Raw genomic sequence first — 14,224 nt, forward strand, 5'->3', positions numbered from 1 at the left:
TCTACACAAATATAAAATAAAAATTCCAAAATGCAAATATTATTAGCAATTATTTATTTCAGATTCTCTATCTTTGCAAAAAAGATTAGACAAGATGAGCTTCTTTGGAACTAATATTAAAAAAATAAGACAGGTTAAAGGACTGAGCCAAAAGGCTTTTGCCGATTTATTTGATTTAAACAGAGGAGTGATAAGCTCTTATGAAGAAGGGCGCGCAGAACCTAAGATAGAAACTATATTAAAGGTCGCTAATCATTTTAACCTTAATCTTGATAAATTACTCACCGAAACCTTACAGGTAAACCAATTAGTAAGTGTTTCAGACATTGATCAGCTCATGCTTTTCCCGGAATTAGCTATTCAAAATAGTAAAGAAGCACAGATCGCAACAGAAAAAACCAGCCCAAACGAATCTATTGTGCAAAAAATATTAGCATCTGTTGATCTGATTTATGAATTTACCTCTGAAAAAGCATTACTACCACAATATCAATATGGCGATATTTTATTTTTGAACAAAGCAGATCAGAAAACAGAATCTGTCAATAGCCTTCTCATTTATCAGGATGGAAATCTTTCATATGACATTGATAAGCAAACAATAAACAAACCTCATCCTGGCTATTATAAAATTGTAGGATACGTTTCTATGGGTGAGAAAAATATTTTCACCAGCATTTTTGAAAGACTGGAAAACCTTGAAAAGAAAGCCGGGAGCAGATAAAATAAACAAGTGCATGGCCAGATTATTCTTGTAAAAATTAAAATTATTCCTTTATTCTTTTTATTGTAAAAAACGCAAAAACTAAACTTTTGTGTAGTAGTAATTCTCTCCCATACCTATATTTTTGTTCTTAAAATATAAATAATGGAAGAGCAATACTCCCGAAACAGGCTATATGTAAAAGAAGAGGAGCAGAAGACTATCAAAGATTTTTCTATTTTACTAGCCGGATGCGGTATTGGAAGTAATATAGCAGAATGTGCCTTACGTTTTGGTTTTGAGAACATTACACTTGTGGATGGCGACACCATTGAATTGTCTAATCTGAACAGGCAGAATTATACCTACCAGGATATTTCTTCTTATAAAGCAGAAACTTTATATCATCGGTTGAAAAGCATTAATCCAAATGCCAATATCCGCTTCCACAGTGAGTTTATTACTAAAGACAATGCTGAGAAAATCATTGGAAACCATAATATAGCTATCAATGCCCTTGACTTTTCAACAGAAATCCCAATTATTTTCGATAAGATGTGTCAGGAGAAGAACATCCCTGTTCTGCATCCTTATAATCTGGGCTGGGGAGCGTTGGTTATGGTAATCAGCGAAAGTATGGGATTAGAATCTTTGCAGAAAGATGATGAAACTTTTAATGAACTAAATGTTGTTCAGTACGTTTCCAGCCACATGAGATATTGGGGAAACCCTCAGCAATGGCTTGAAGATGTTGTAGAAAGTTACATTAAAGAAAACAAACAACTTCCTCCGCCGCAATTATCAATCGCTTCATTTCTTGCAGCAGCAAGTTGTGTAAAAATAGCGTTCAATATTGCAACAAATCAACCTGTAAAAAAATTCCCTGAATTTTATTTAACGACTGTCAATTAACTAATTAGCAGCTATACGCAACCTTTTCATTATACTTTATCATTAGCATATGGCCTCCTCTTTTGGAGGCTATATCGATAAGATCGGTTTCACAAAGGGCTTCAATCCTTACTATCTGATCTTGTATTGATTGTATACTCCCTAACTCTTCGTCAAACCCTGCAATGGTTTCAATAGCATTTTTGATAATCTTAGTAAGGTCTTGAAAGCGATCTCCGGAAATATCAATCCGATCTATATAATTTTCCAGTCTGCTTCCTTCCCTGTATTGAGGATAGTTTTCCAGTCCCATGAATGCAAGCATCCATTCTTTATTATAATTTCCTAAAGTTTTGGCTATCCCAATATAATCAGCAATAAGTTCATCATGAAGGTTATTAGAAGCACAGCCATACCTTTGTAAGGTGTACAAATGAGTACATTCATGCTCAAGTCTTATGGAATAGGAATATGCTTTCCATTCATCTTCTGAAAGCCCCAGATGAGTTGCCTGAATATTACTGTAAGGTTTTGTGCTTACTACTATTATTTTGTCTTTATAAAGCTCCGGAATGGGTAGAATATTTTTGGAAAACTCATTATTCCAGTTGTTTGACGGACGATTTTCTATCCATTCTTTTTTTAAAGCATGAATTCTCTCCCAGTTATTGATTCCGTTTGCAAGAAATGCTCCCATAGAGGAAGGAATTGGCTTTGGATTATTCTTGTAAAGAAGGCTTTGGGCAATGACAACAAAATCCTGACTGTCGTTTATCGAAATCACCGGAATAGTCCCTGAAATGTCCTTGTGTAGTTGAATTGATATTCCTTCAGCATGATTCAAAAATAAATGTGCTTGTAAATTTTTAAAAGAATCTTTTCCTTTCAAAACAGCATTGATATAATCTTCTGTTTTATTTATTTCTGTCTCTATCGGGAAGTATAATTGAGGATAAAAGTCTTTTAAGATCTGAAAATGGGACTCATCTGTTTTTTGAAGGTAATATTTCCAGAATTCCACACAGGCATTTTCTTCAGAAGCTACTGTTTTCAATCTCTCTGAAGAAAATTTGTTCTGCAGATAGGTCTCAAGTTTTTCTATATTTCTAAGTACGGACATCTATTCTATTTGTACATTAAGCAATCTGTCTTTTTGCCAATTGAGAGAAAAGTCCTTCAAGCTCCATCAGTTCATCATAAGTTCCTGTTTCAACAATCGTTCCTTTATCCATCACATAAATACGATCTGCATTTTTAATAGTGCTTAGTCTGTGCGCGATGATAATACGGGTTGCCTGAAGTTTATCAAGGCTTTCTGAGACAATATTCTGGGTTCTGTTATCCAGTGCACTGGTAGCTTCATCCATAAATAACAACCTTGGTTTATGAACAATTGCTCTCGCAATCATAAGACGCTGTCTTTGTCCTCCTGAGAAGGTTCCTGCTCCTTCACTTACAACTGTATGCATTTCCATAGGCATTTTTTTGATGTCTTCTTCCATTCCGGCCATTCGTGCTGCTTCCCATGCATCATCTAATGTCAATTCTGAATTTCCGACAATGTTTTGATAGATACTTCCTGACATCAAAGATCCATTTTGCAGTACGACTCCGATTTGTCTTCTAACCAATTCTTTATTCATTGAATCAAAAGAATCACCATCAAAATAAATAGATCCCAGTTCAGGATACTCAAATCCTAAAAGCAATCTCATAATGGTAGATTTTCCTGAGCCTGAAGCACCTACAAAGGCAACCATTTCTCCTGGTTTAATTTTAAAAGTGACATTATTCAAGACCAGAGGCTGATCTTGATTATATCTGAAGGAAACGGAATTCATTTCTATATCCCCGGCTAGTTCACCCGGATCCACGCTTTGTTCTGCAGATTCTGTCTCCTCTTCCAAAATAGGTTTTACTCTTTCATACAGAGTGACCACATTGAGAGATGTTATTAAAGCCATGCTCAGCTTTAGACTATCATTCAGAAATTGATTAAATGCTGTAATGAATGCCATAAATGCCCCAACTGTTAACATTGCCGTTGCGGTATCAGAATTAAGTACTGTATAATACAGGAAAGAGAAAAAGAAAATACTTGTAAGAAGCGGATAGGAGGCATTAAATGTCTCCACAAAGTTCTGATAACTTCCTGAAACAAATCCTAATTTTTTTAGCTTTGAAAACTTATCTGCCCAAAGAGCGAAAACCCTTTTTTCTCCACCTGTTATTCTAATTTTAGAAATACCTGATAAAAACTCAAACAGAAACCCTTGTATTTCTCCCTGATATTTGGAAACTTCTCTATCATATTTCAATTTCAAGCAACCAATAGTAATCATAAAAATAACTGCAATAAGGCCTAGTATTACACCTATCAAAGCTAGTTTTGAATCATAATAAAAGAGAAGTGCGAGATTCACAAAAGAAAATGCTCCACTCAATACCGCTGTCATCAGCGTGCTTGAAACAATCTGACGTATAGCATTAATACTTAAAACTCTGTTTGTAAGATCTCCTGCACTAAAATTTTTATAAAAAGTAACAGGCAATCTTAGCATATGATCCATAACGCCTGCCTGTAAATTAATACTGGATTTGGTTTCCAGTCTTTGCTGCAGAACACCTTTCGCAAGATTTAATCCTGCTGTTACCAGAGCCATCATAATCATAATGGAAAAGATCTCAATATGGAGAGACCTGTCTGCTGTAGGAATTACATCATCATACATTATTCCAGATAAGATGGGTACTAATAACCCCATCATACTTCCTGCTAAGGCGGCAAAAATCAATAATTTTGCATCTTTTCTTACTCCTTTTGTAGCAAAACGGGCTACTTTCCTTATAGAATTCATTTTTCCGTCAAATCCAGAGAAGAACATATAACCAATTGGCTCTAATGTTTCTGCAATCTCATTATTAACGGTTGATTCTATACCAGTAGATAAATTTTTTATAATATAGCTATTGGATGTTGCCTGTAATAAAGCTACAGGTGTTTTGTCTTTTTTTGTAAATGCTAAGAGATGTCCGTTTTCATCTTTCCACCAGACTCCCCTCAGTATAATTTTTCTTATTCTTATTTTAGAACTTTTGGCTATGGCATATAATTGATTCGTAACACTATTTTCATAGGATTCTATATGCCTGGGCTCGTCCATTTTAAATCCGGACTGCTCTCCTATTAAGCGGCAGGTAGAAAAAAGAATATTTTTTTTATTAAATAGGGTTGAGTTTTGGATATGAACATGCTCCTCATTACCCGCTACAATAGACCTTATTTTCTGTAATGTAGCCCTGATTCCCTCTTCTTCTATTAAAAGTTTCTCCTGAAAATGTTTACTTTCTTCCTGTTTCTGGGTCTCTATAATCGTATTAAGCTGGTTATAAAAATGTTCTTCCAGCTTTGTTAATGAAAGCAAAAAGTAAATTTCATCCTGAAGGACTTCTCTTGTACTTAATACCTTCACTTCAGTTCCATCAGTTAGCGACCTGATCCACAACTTATTAGATACCGGAGTGAGAAACCCAGGAAGTTTATCATAGCTAATATTTGTACTTTCCGCATATATGTTGACCTCTCCCTTTAAAATATGTATCCAATTGATTCCACTTGACGGGAAGGCGATACTATTTTTCTCTAATTGTGTTATTTTATAATCATCTAATGCCTTGTAAACTCTGGGACTATTGCTATTGCATACGATAGAGGTTGTCTTTGAAATCCACTTATTCATCATATTCTTTAAAAAGAAATGATCCATCTCCAGAAGGTTGCTCTTATCAATAGGCAGTAGCTTGGCTTCATTTGAAAAAGCAATAAGCCTTGTGTTATTTCCAGCATTGTTTTCTGTTAATAAGCTGAATATGATTTCTCCTTTCTGCACTGTATAAAAGTGCTTTAACGGGATAAGATAATTGCCTTCTTCATCAACTTTAGTATAGAATACATTTACCTCACCTGAAAGTACCATCCAAAATTTGTTGATATCATTTAGGGTAAAAGGATTTTCAACATTTATATATATCTTTTCTTTTACGGGCATGGTATTAGATTTTATTTCGTTTCGATTAATTTGGAGTAAGCTCCATTTTTTTTCATCAATTCATGGTGTGTTCCTCTTTCTACTATTTTTCCATATTCCATTACGATAATCTCATCACAATCAATAATTGTACTCAGCCTATGCGCTACAATCAGACAGGTACAACCTCTTTTTTTTATATTATCCATAACGATCTTTTCTGCAGTTGGGTCTAATGCGCTGGTAGCCTCATCCATTACCAGAATTGAGGGGTTTGTAGCTAAAGCTCTTGCAATTTCTAACCGTTGTCGCTGTCCTCCGCTAAAATTGGATCCACCTTCTAAAACAGAGCTGTCATAAGCATCATTTCGGGATGCAATTACGTCATGAATAGCAGCATCTCTGGCAGATTGAATAATACTTTTATCAGAAATAGTGGTATCCCAAAAAGAAATATTTTCTTTGATAGTTCCGTTGAATATCAGGACGTCCTGATCTATTACGGCTAATGATTCTGTAATAATATTTCTTGGTATTTCTTCTCTGTTTTTTCCATCAAGTAAAATTTCGCCGGTCCAGGGTTTGTGTAATCCGGAGGCTATTTTAGCGACGGTTGATTTTCCACTTCCTGATCCTCCCACCAGGGCCACTCTGTTTCCGGGCTTTAACTTTAAGTTGAAATTTTCTATAAGAGCGGGTAATGTTGTATTATAACCGAAGGTAACATTCTTCATTTCAAAATAGCCTACCAGTTTATTGTCCATTTCAGCTTTAACTATAGGTGTTCCATCTTGAAATTCCTTAAATTGATCATCCACTTCATAATTGATAACATCGTCTATTCTGTTCATATCACTTTCTGTTTCATGTAACATCGCTCCTACAGAAATCAGTTGATTAACAGGTGATATAAAATTGCCCATCAAATAGGTGAAAGCTACCAGTGCACCAAGAGTCATCTCGCCATCCATAATTCTTAATGCTCCTACTCCTAAAATGAATGTAGTGGTAAGAGAGGTAACAAGAGGAGGAATTGCATTAAGCCTGATCGTAAGCCATCCAAGTTCTTGCTGTGCGTTCGTTACCTTTGCAAGATATCCTACCCAATTGGTAAAAAAATCATTTTCTCTTCCTGATGCTTTCAGGGTTTCAATCATACTGATTCCAGATGTTGTCGTTCCCAGAAGCTTACCATTTTCATTACTCAGACGTCTGTTGCCATCTTTTCTTGCGGTAGAGACATATCTTAAGACCATTACATTGATACCTGCCATAAATATCCCTATCAAGGTCAAAGGAATATCATAGGAAAACATCAAAAAGGCATAAAAAACGACTACAATTATATTAAGTGCGGCGTTGGCAAGATCTCCACTTAATAATTTGGCTACTTTATCATTAAGAGAAACTCTATTTCCAATTTCTCCGCTGTAACGTTGGGTAAAAAAGACGATTGGTAAATGAAATACATGCCACAAAAATTTGCTGGAAGTAGTAAGGGCGAGCTTTGTTTCTAATTTCAATAGATAATATTGCTGGATATATACCAATACCGAGTTAACTATTAAAACGGCTCCCATTATAAGAAGTAATGGCATTACAAATCCTGAATATCCATTGATCAGATATTTATCTATAAATATTTTGATAAAGGATGGGATCACCAGCCCGGGAATAACTAAGAATAAACTGGCTAATATAAGATAGATAATACTCAGCTTAGAATTAGATATTCTGGCTGCTAAAGAAGACATTAACCCTCTTTTTTCGTTTCCTTTTTCAAATTTATCACCTGGATTAAAGGTAAGCACTACCCCTGTATAAGCTTCATCAAACTCATCATGAGTCACCTGATATCTTCCTTGTGCAGGATCACTTAAATATACTTTTTTCTTTGTAAATCCTTCTAAAACCAAAAAGTGGTTAAAATTCCAAAAGATAATAGAAGGCGTTTGAATTTGCATAAGTTTTTCGATGGATTTCGAATATCCTTTTGCTTCCAGCCCAAATTCTTTGGCGGCTTTTATAATATTGGTAGCCTTTAATCCGTCTCTGGATACTCCGCAGGCAATTCTTAATTTTTCCAGCGGCACAAATTTTCCATGATGTCCTAAAATAATACTTAATGCCGCAGCTCCGCACTCTACACTTTCCATCTGCAAAACTGTAGGAACTTTTACAGGCCTCGCCAGCTTTCCTATCACAAAATTTGTATTCTTTTCCATCCGTAAAACTCAATTATTAGTATAGATCAAAAAATTTCTTAAATGCAGGAACTACAATGGTAGCAGGAGGTTCTTGTTTTATTGTGATTTTCCCGTTACATGACGTTCCTTCCTTTATTGAAATATTGGGACCCTTGGCAGAGGTCCATTTGAAACCGCTATAAGATTTAGGATCTTTCTCAAATTCTACATGCACTTCAAACAGAGGGCCTGAGGATAATAACCCTTTAGCCAGCTGATCGTTTTTTACTGAAGTCATCATTCCTCGTTCAGTAATAGGAAAATCAGAAACATAGGTAACTTTTCCTTCCATAAACCCATATTCCTGAGGTTGTACAGTAGACGGGACAACAAGAGCTTCCATCCCTTTCCTAATTTTTTTTCCATCCTGAGAAGGGATATACAAAACTCCTTTGAGTACGGCAAAGTTTTCTGTCCCTTTATTTTTTAATTTAAATAATGGTGTTCCTGCTCCTACAACTCCTCCGGCATCCGTTAAAACTTCTACAACTTCTCCATCATAAGGGCTTTTAATTTTATTCTGAGTTTCATATCTTTCTGATAAAAACTGAAGATTTCTTTCTGCTTCTGAAATACGCTGATTTTGCAACGTAATTTTTTGTTGTAAATCAAAACCCAGGTTATGCTGTTGGCTTGATGCTTCCGCCATTTGTCCTTTTAATCTTTCTATTGTGTTTTTTGAGGCATCTATCTGTTGTTTCGTTCCTGCTACCTGAGACTTTATAATGAGTCCTTTATTCAGTAGATTATTCTCTGATTCGAGTTGGCTGTAAAGGAATGCCAGCTTTTTCTTTTCAGCTTCTATTTCTCCCTGAATACTGACCCTGTTCTGGTTAATTAATTTTCCTTCAAGCTGATTTCCTTGACTGCCATAGGCCATTAGTTTTCCCATCTCAAATTTTCTATCTGAGAGTACAGCCTTTGCATCTTCGATTTGCTGATAAAGTTCGGGCTGTTGAATAGTAGCAATAATATCTCCTTTTTTCACATCATCTCCAATAGAGACATGAAGCTTAACAAGCTGACCTTGAGAGGTAGCAACTACTTCATGTACTTCTCCTCCAAGTACCACTCCTGTAGCATTCAATTTTGTTTTTACCGTACCCATTACTGACCAGCAAATTCCTGTTACCAATGCAATAAAAACCGTAAAAAGGGCAATCCAAGCTTTGGGCCCCGTAACTTTTATGAGCTGATCTAATTTCTCCGGAGTAGACAGTTTTTCTAATGCTGACTTTCTAAAAAACCCTGCTGACATAATTTTAATATTTAATAATTAGAGATGTTTGGTATCGTGTAAAAAACATTCTGATTTAAAGTAAATCCTTTATCTCCCTGAGATATTAATGTTCCTGTTTCATGTCTCAGATTAATAATGGCATTGGCAAATTGCTGGTATGCCTGAAGGTATTCCAATTCTGAGGATGTAAGCCTTTCCTGAAATAAGATTACATTAAGAATAGTTGTTAGCCCCGCTTGTAATTTTACCTGTTCGTTATTAAAAGCATCTTTGTATGAATTAAGAGCTTCTTTTGCTTTTTCTAAAACAACAACACTATTATCCAGAGTATTGATGGCATTACTGATATTCAGCTCTATGTTCCTTTGTAGATTATCATTTGAGATTTTCTGATCATTTAAGGCAACGAGGCTTTTGGCATAGTTTCCTTTCGCAAGATTATTATTAACAGGGAAAGTAAATGTCAGCTTAGCACCTGCGCCTAAATTCCTTCCTTCATTATTAGTAAATGAAGAAAATGTTTTGTCTATTCCATTTCCTGCAATGGCACTTCCATAGAAAACAAAACCAGTAAGATCTAATTGAGGTTTTGTATTGTTTTCTGCAAGTTTATACTGCATTTCCAAGGCATCAGAAATTTTTTCAACCGCTTTCAGATCACCTCTTTTTTCTTTAGCTATTTTAATCAGAGTATTTCTATCAAGTCCTTCTCTGTATTGAGATTCAGTAATAGCTGGAAACTCATTGGAAGGAGTATCCAATTGGAGGCTTTCTTCATTACTTAGTCCTATTACTCTTCCCAGATTTATTCTTGCTGTATACAAATTTTGTTCTGCAAGAGCTGTCAGTTTTTCCTGATTAGAGAGGTCTGCATTAACCTGGGCCAAATCTCCGGCCGGTTTTTTATCTGCTTTTATAAGCTCTCTTGTAACTTCCATTACATTTCTTACCCGGCTTTCATTTTCTTTATAAATTTCTAAACTTCTATAAGCCAGATAATAATTCCAGTATGCTTTACCTATTTGCAGAATGGTATATGAATTATTAAACTCATTATTGCTTTTAGTATTTTCTATATAAAGCTGAGAGACTCTTTCTGATAAAGTAGTAACCTCTCTTCCCCTTCCTCTTAATAAAGGTTGTGTCAATGAAAAATTGACAGATCCCAGATGATTTCCCCAGAAAGGCCCAACAAGTTGGTTAAAGCTGTCATAAGGAAAGTTATTATTATTAAAACCATATTTAAGACTTATGTCTGTTATTTGTCCTGTTCTTAATTTTTTACGTACTCCGGCTGAAAAGTCCAGGGTGTTTGTCTTCAAAAATTTATCTATATATTGATTTCTTGTATCAGCATCGAAAAGCGTGTACCGGTTATGTTTCACAGAAAGTTCAGAAAATAAATTGATATCAAATGCACTTCTCTGGATCTGAAAATCACCCTCAGCATCCTGGATTGTATAACCACTTCTTACGATGTCCGGGTTTTTTTCAAATGCGATATTCGAAATTGTTACCAAATCGCTACTTATCTTTGACTGTCCATAGAAATTAGTGATACCGATCCCTGTAAAAAATAAATAGATAAATTTATAAAGTCTCATTTTACCAATGAATATTTCCGGGATTAAACTTCTGAAAATCTGTGAAGTATCTGTCCAAAGCGAGCTCCTGCATTGGCAACACCATCCAATACATTCATATCTATAAGATCTTCTTCCTCAGGATTTCCATATCCTAGCTGGTCTGTTGTTTTACGTAATCTGTTTGAAAGAAATAATGCCAGAGCATAATAGAAATTGGATCTGAATTCAGGGTTTTCTGCCATTCTGGAACTTATTGTATCACGAGAAATCTGATAGATTACTGATGGTCTGGTTACAACTACAGAAACTGATGGCGGCCTTGATTCCAGGAAAGACATTTCTCCTACAATTTCTCCTGCTTCTAGTGTTGCAATACTGTCTCCATTGCTATTATCTGCATATATGGATAATTGCCCAGATAAAACAATAAATAAACTATCTATTGATTCACCTTTATTTATCAGCGTATATCCAATGGGTAGTTCTAATTTACTTCCATTATGAATCATCCATTCCACATCTCTGTCATTTAATTGACCTAAGAAAAAAAGTACTCTTTTCATAATTATATTTCTTTTAAGGTTATGCTAAAGTATTTTGTTTTACGTTGATAGTTTCGCCAAAAAAACTGCTATTCCTGACGTTTATTTATTTTTCTCAACGAATTATACAATCCCTTATAATCTGTTATCACACGATTATTATTCTCATCTGCCGGTTTAAGCTTTTCCTCCTTATTCATCTTCTGGGGTTTTACAGGGATATTGATATACAAATAATCCGGATCTGATTGATCGGTTACTTTAATTTTCTTACCCATAGGAGTTTTTTTTCCAAAGAATTTTTCTAAAGCTTCTTCTGGATTTTCTATTAAATATTTTTTGAAATCTTCATTTTCCCAAGCTTCAGAAATAATTCTAAAAAATGCTTCTTGTCCTCTCTTTTGTTCTTCTGTTAAGTTCATATTTTTGTTTTATACCTGTTATTCTAAAGAGTTTATGAGTTCTTTAGGGGTAATATTATATTGATCTGCAAATAATCTGGAAAAGTAATGCACATCATTATACCCTACTGCATATGCGATTTGAGAGATAGATTTTTGTATATAGTCGTCTATCATCTGTTTAGCTTTATGAAGTCGCAAGACTCTTATATATTTATTAGGCGTCAGATACACCAGGTTAGCCACTTTTCTGTGTAACTGCCTTTCACTCACGGCCATTTTATAGGAAAGCTCATAAAGGTTTAATTCATTCTGGTTCAAAGAACCAAAAATTTCTTTTTCTAAGTTTACAAGCCAATCCTGATCTACTTTTGCTATTTTCTGGGGATTAATCTCATCAGAGCACAACCCACGTACATTTTCATTAGACTCATAGATATCAAAAATTTCCGGTCGCCCACGAAATGTTAGGTTCAATGTTTTTGCTTTTGTTTTCAGCATCATTTCTTCAATGATATCACTTATTTCTTTGCTACTTGAAAATATGATTTCATCCTTTTTTTCTTTATGATGTAATGCTGTGCTCTTGCTTACGGTAATGATATTCTCTAACGGGTTTCTAATATTCAGGATAATCTGTTCCAAAACATCAGGAGAGTTCCAATCTATAGTTTTTGCTGTATTCATTTTAAAAGGGGGATTTTATTAAACAGTTTTGTAATTTCATTTTTAGCTAACCAGATATCTATTAGCATCATAAAAACCTTTAAGCCCTTCATAGTTCATGGATACAGGAATTGTTTCTGATCCCAGATAATTAATAGAATCACCTATTACATCTGCTTTTATGCCCATCAGATTCATTACTCTTAAAAGCTTGCTGTCGCATTCTGCAAAGGCAATACTATTTTTATCATTACAAATTGGGGTAATGGCAGAGACCATTAATCTCTTAAACAATGTACGGTCCTGATTGGTTTTGTTTGTTGCAAATCTTCCAATATGCCATACTGAAGAGGCGTTTTGAGAACAACCAATATCTAAAGGATTGATATTGAATAACTTTTGAATAGGAAGTGTTGTTTTGTAATCCCACTTAATTACTCTTATAGAACCCTGGATGCTTCCCATTGTATCTTTTACAACAAAAATTTCAGAATTTTTGAAATAGCTTAGTTCTTCATTATATACGTCTTTCACATCATTTTGAATTTCCATTTCTGGTATCACATTATCAGAATGATGATTGAAGTTTTCTTCTACTACAAATTGGGCTAGCTCTGCGAGCTGTTCCAGCTCTAATTGATTCAAGTAATTTTGTGTGATTCTCATGGCTTAGTTGTTTTTAACAAATCTACTTGGCAGGGATGTCAATTCCACTACACCATATTGTAGTATTCAACTGAAAGCCAAACAACTACACTTTGGTGTAGTAATTTGATTTTTCTTTGCAAAAACTTAATCCCTATTTAGGGATTTAAATAAATAACCATGATTTAATGTGAAAAAGAAAAATTTTACTCCGCAATATCATTTATTATGTTCATTTTATATTATTTTTGTATAAAACTGACAAAATAAGCATGGATGAAAAAGATTCTTTCTTTAATCATAGAAATACAATAAGCAGCGTAACTGAAGAGGAGAAGGAACAACAATTCAGTTATCTGGAATCGATTAAGGCATTTGCAAGAGCCACATACACTAGCATTTATGTAATTGATTATATGAAGCAGGGGTTTGAATATGTTTCAGACAACCCGCTTTTTCTTTGTGGCAATACTCCGGAGCAAGTATTGGAGATGGGATATGCTTTTTATTTTAAATATGTTCCTCAAAAGGACCTGGAACTTTTGTTAAAGATCAATTCTGTAGGATTTGATTTTTATGATAAGATTCCTCTTGAAAAAAGGCTGGATTACACCATTTCTTATGATTTTCACATTATAAACAAGGAGAATAAAAAGATATTAGTTAATCAAAAATTAACGCCTTTATTTCTTAATAAAGACGGAAAAATATGGAAGGCAGTATGTCTTATTTCTATTTCTTCAGAGAGGGATTCCGGGAATATTAAAATATATCAAAATGGAGAAAATAAAGTCTATCATTACAGACTGGATCAAGATATATGGGAAGCGGAAAAAAAAGCAGTATTATCCAAACGAGAACTTGAAATATTACAGCTTTGTGCAAGAGGATTCACGATTAATGATATAGCAAAAGCCATATTTATTTCTCCGGATACAGTAAAGTTTCATCGAAGAAAATTATTTGAAAGATTAGAGGTAAGCAGTATTACAGAGGCAATTGCATACGCTACAAATAATAAATTGATTTAGTGTAAGAATGTCTCCCATAGATTTAACAATCTCATTGATAAACAGCGACAATAAAATATAATATAAGCTCTTCTTCTCTGGATATATGCTCTGATGTTAAGCAATCAGTCCGGTGAAAAATTCTTTAAGAGTAAATAGAAATCTCTTATTTAAAATGAATACTCCATGGTTTCAAAGAAAACCTGTGGACAGAATTGCTTGGGTTATTAACAGAGTAAGAATTATCTTCTGTTGAAAGGGAAAAC

12 protein-coding genes are annotated in these 14,224 nt (G+C 34.5%); 3 read left to right on the forward strand and 9 right to left on the reverse strand.

Annotated elements, in window-relative coordinates:
• The first annotated feature begins 94 nt into the window (after positions 1 to 94).
• The gene (locus BUE84_RS22850; RefSeq protein ID WP_079243630.1) at positions 95 to 724 is read left to right on the forward strand and encodes a helix-turn-helix domain-containing protein; all 630 of its coding nucleotides are present in this window, start codon (positions 95 to 97) and stop codon (positions 722 to 724) included.
• A 144-nt stretch (positions 725 to 868) separates the two neighbouring features.
• The gene (locus BUE84_RS22855) at positions 869 to 1,615 is read left to right on the forward strand and encodes a ThiF family adenylyltransferase (RefSeq protein WP_079243631.1); all 747 of its coding nucleotides are present in this window, start codon (positions 869 to 871) and stop codon (positions 1,613 to 1,615) included.
• 4 nt (positions 1,616 to 1,619) lie between these two features.
• Here the strand turns inward: BUE84_RS22855 and BUE84_RS22860 are convergent, their stop codons facing one another.
• From BUE84_RS22860 to BUE84_RS24105, 9 genes are all read right to left on the reverse strand, one after another.
• Positions 1,620 to 2,714 carry a DUF7005 family protein gene (locus tag BUE84_RS22860; protein WP_079243632.1) on the reverse strand — a complete coding sequence of 365 codons (1,095 nt, stop codon included), beginning with the start codon at positions 2,712 to 2,714 and terminating at the stop codon, positions 1,620 to 1,622.
• 16 nt (positions 2,715 to 2,730) lie between these two features.
• Positions 2,731 to 5,643: an NHLP bacteriocin export ABC transporter permease/ATPase subunit gene (locus BUE84_RS22865; RefSeq protein WP_079243633.1), complete on the reverse strand. Its 2,913-nt coding sequence runs from the start codon at positions 5,641 to 5,643 to the stop codon at positions 2,731 to 2,733.
• An 11-nt stretch (positions 5,644 to 5,654) separates the two neighbouring features.
• Positions 5,655 to 7,847 (reverse strand): NHLP family bacteriocin export ABC transporter peptidase/permease/ATPase subunit, encoded by a 2,193-nt coding sequence (locus BUE84_RS22870; protein ID WP_079243634.1) that lies wholly within the window; start codon positions 7,845 to 7,847, stop codon positions 5,655 to 5,657.
• 16 nt (positions 7,848 to 7,863) lie between these two features.
• Positions 7,864 to 9,126 (reverse strand): NHLP bacteriocin system secretion protein, encoded by a 1,263-nt coding sequence (locus BUE84_RS22875; RefSeq protein WP_079243635.1) that lies wholly within the window; start codon positions 9,124 to 9,126, stop codon positions 7,864 to 7,866.
• Positions 9,127 to 9,137: 11 nt separating this feature from the next.
• Positions 9,138 to 10,712 (reverse strand): TolC family protein, encoded by a 1,575-nt coding sequence (locus BUE84_RS22880; protein WP_079243636.1) that lies wholly within the window; start codon positions 10,710 to 10,712, stop codon positions 9,138 to 9,140.
• Between the two features lie 23 nt (positions 10,713 to 10,735).
• The gene (locus BUE84_RS22885) at positions 10,736 to 11,257 is read right to left on the reverse strand and encodes a cyclic nucleotide-binding domain-containing protein (RefSeq protein ID WP_047426351.1); all 522 of its coding nucleotides are present in this window, start codon (positions 11,255 to 11,257) and stop codon (positions 10,736 to 10,738) included.
• Between the two features lie 68 nt (positions 11,258 to 11,325).
• Positions 11,326 to 11,658: a hypothetical protein gene (locus BUE84_RS22890; protein ID WP_079243637.1), complete on the reverse strand. Its 333-nt coding sequence runs from the start codon at positions 11,656 to 11,658 to the stop codon at positions 11,326 to 11,328.
• An 18-nt stretch (positions 11,659 to 11,676) separates the two neighbouring features.
• Positions 11,677 to 12,324: a helix-turn-helix transcriptional regulator gene (locus BUE84_RS22895; RefSeq protein WP_079243638.1), complete on the reverse strand. Its 648-nt coding sequence runs from the start codon at positions 12,322 to 12,324 to the stop codon at positions 11,677 to 11,679.
• 42 nt (positions 12,325 to 12,366) lie between these two features.
• The gene (locus BUE84_RS24105) at positions 12,367 to 12,969 is read right to left on the reverse strand and encodes a hypothetical protein (protein ID WP_099049868.1); all 603 of its coding nucleotides are present in this window, start codon (positions 12,967 to 12,969) and stop codon (positions 12,367 to 12,369) included.
• 251 nt (positions 12,970 to 13,220) lie between these two features.
• Here BUE84_RS24105 and BUE84_RS22905 point away from each other — a divergent pair, with 251 nt between their 5' ends.
• Positions 13,221 to 13,979 carry a response regulator transcription factor gene (locus BUE84_RS22905; RefSeq protein ID WP_079243639.1) on the forward strand — a complete coding sequence of 253 codons (759 nt, stop codon included), beginning with the start codon at positions 13,221 to 13,223 and terminating at the stop codon, positions 13,977 to 13,979.
• Positions 13,980 to 14,224: the final 245 nt, after the last annotated feature.

The sequence above is a fragment of the Chryseobacterium indologenes genome, from assembly GCF_002025665.1.
In the GTDB taxonomy this organism is placed as follows: domain Bacteria; phylum Bacteroidota; class Bacteroidia; order Flavobacteriales; family Weeksellaceae; genus Chryseobacterium; species Chryseobacterium metallicongregator.

Excerpts from the sequence above, each read along its gene's own strand:
- BUE84_RS22890 (WP_079243637.1), bottom strand. The coding sequence starts at position 11,658 with ATGAACTTAACAGAAGAACAAAAGAGAGGACAAGAAGCATTTTTTAGA.
- BUE84_RS22875 (WP_079243635.1), bottom strand. The coding sequence starts at position 9,126 with ATGTCAGCAGGGTTTTTTAGAAAGTCAGCATTAGAAAAACTGTCTACT.
- BUE84_RS22895 (WP_079243638.1), bottom strand. The coding sequence starts at position 12,324 with ATGAATACAGCAAAAACTATAGATTGGAACTCTCCTGATGTTTTGGAA.
- BUE84_RS22860 (WP_079243632.1), bottom strand. The coding sequence starts at position 2,714 with ATGTCCGTACTTAGAAATATAGAAAAACTTGAGACCTATCTGCAGAAC.
- BUE84_RS22880 (WP_079243636.1), bottom strand. The coding sequence starts at position 10,712 with ATGAGACTTTATAAATTTATCTATTTATTTTTTACAGGGATCGGTATC.
- BUE84_RS22885 (WP_047426351.1), bottom strand. The coding sequence starts at position 11,257 with ATGAAAAGAGTACTTTTTTTCTTAGGTCAATTAAATGACAGAGATGTG.
- BUE84_RS22870 (WP_079243634.1), bottom strand. The coding sequence starts at position 7,847 with ATGGAAAAGAATACAAATTTTGTGATAGGAAAGCTGGCGAGGCCTGTA.
- BUE84_RS22865 (WP_079243633.1), bottom strand. The coding sequence starts at position 5,643 with ATGCCCGTAAAAGAAAAGATATATATAAATGTTGAAAATCCTTTTACC.
- BUE84_RS24105 (WP_099049868.1), bottom strand. The coding sequence starts at position 12,969 with ATGAGAATCACACAAAATTACTTGAATCAATTAGAGCTGGAACAGCTC.
- BUE84_RS22855 (WP_079243631.1), top strand. The coding sequence starts at position 869 with ATGGAAGAGCAATACTCCCGAAACAGGCTATATGTAAAAGAAGAGGAG.
- BUE84_RS22850 (WP_079243630.1), top strand. The coding sequence starts at position 95 with ATGAGCTTCTTTGGAACTAATATTAAAAAAATAAGACAGGTTAAAGGA.
- BUE84_RS22905 (WP_079243639.1), top strand. The coding sequence starts at position 13,221 with ATGGATGAAAAAGATTCTTTCTTTAATCATAGAAATACAATAAGCAGC.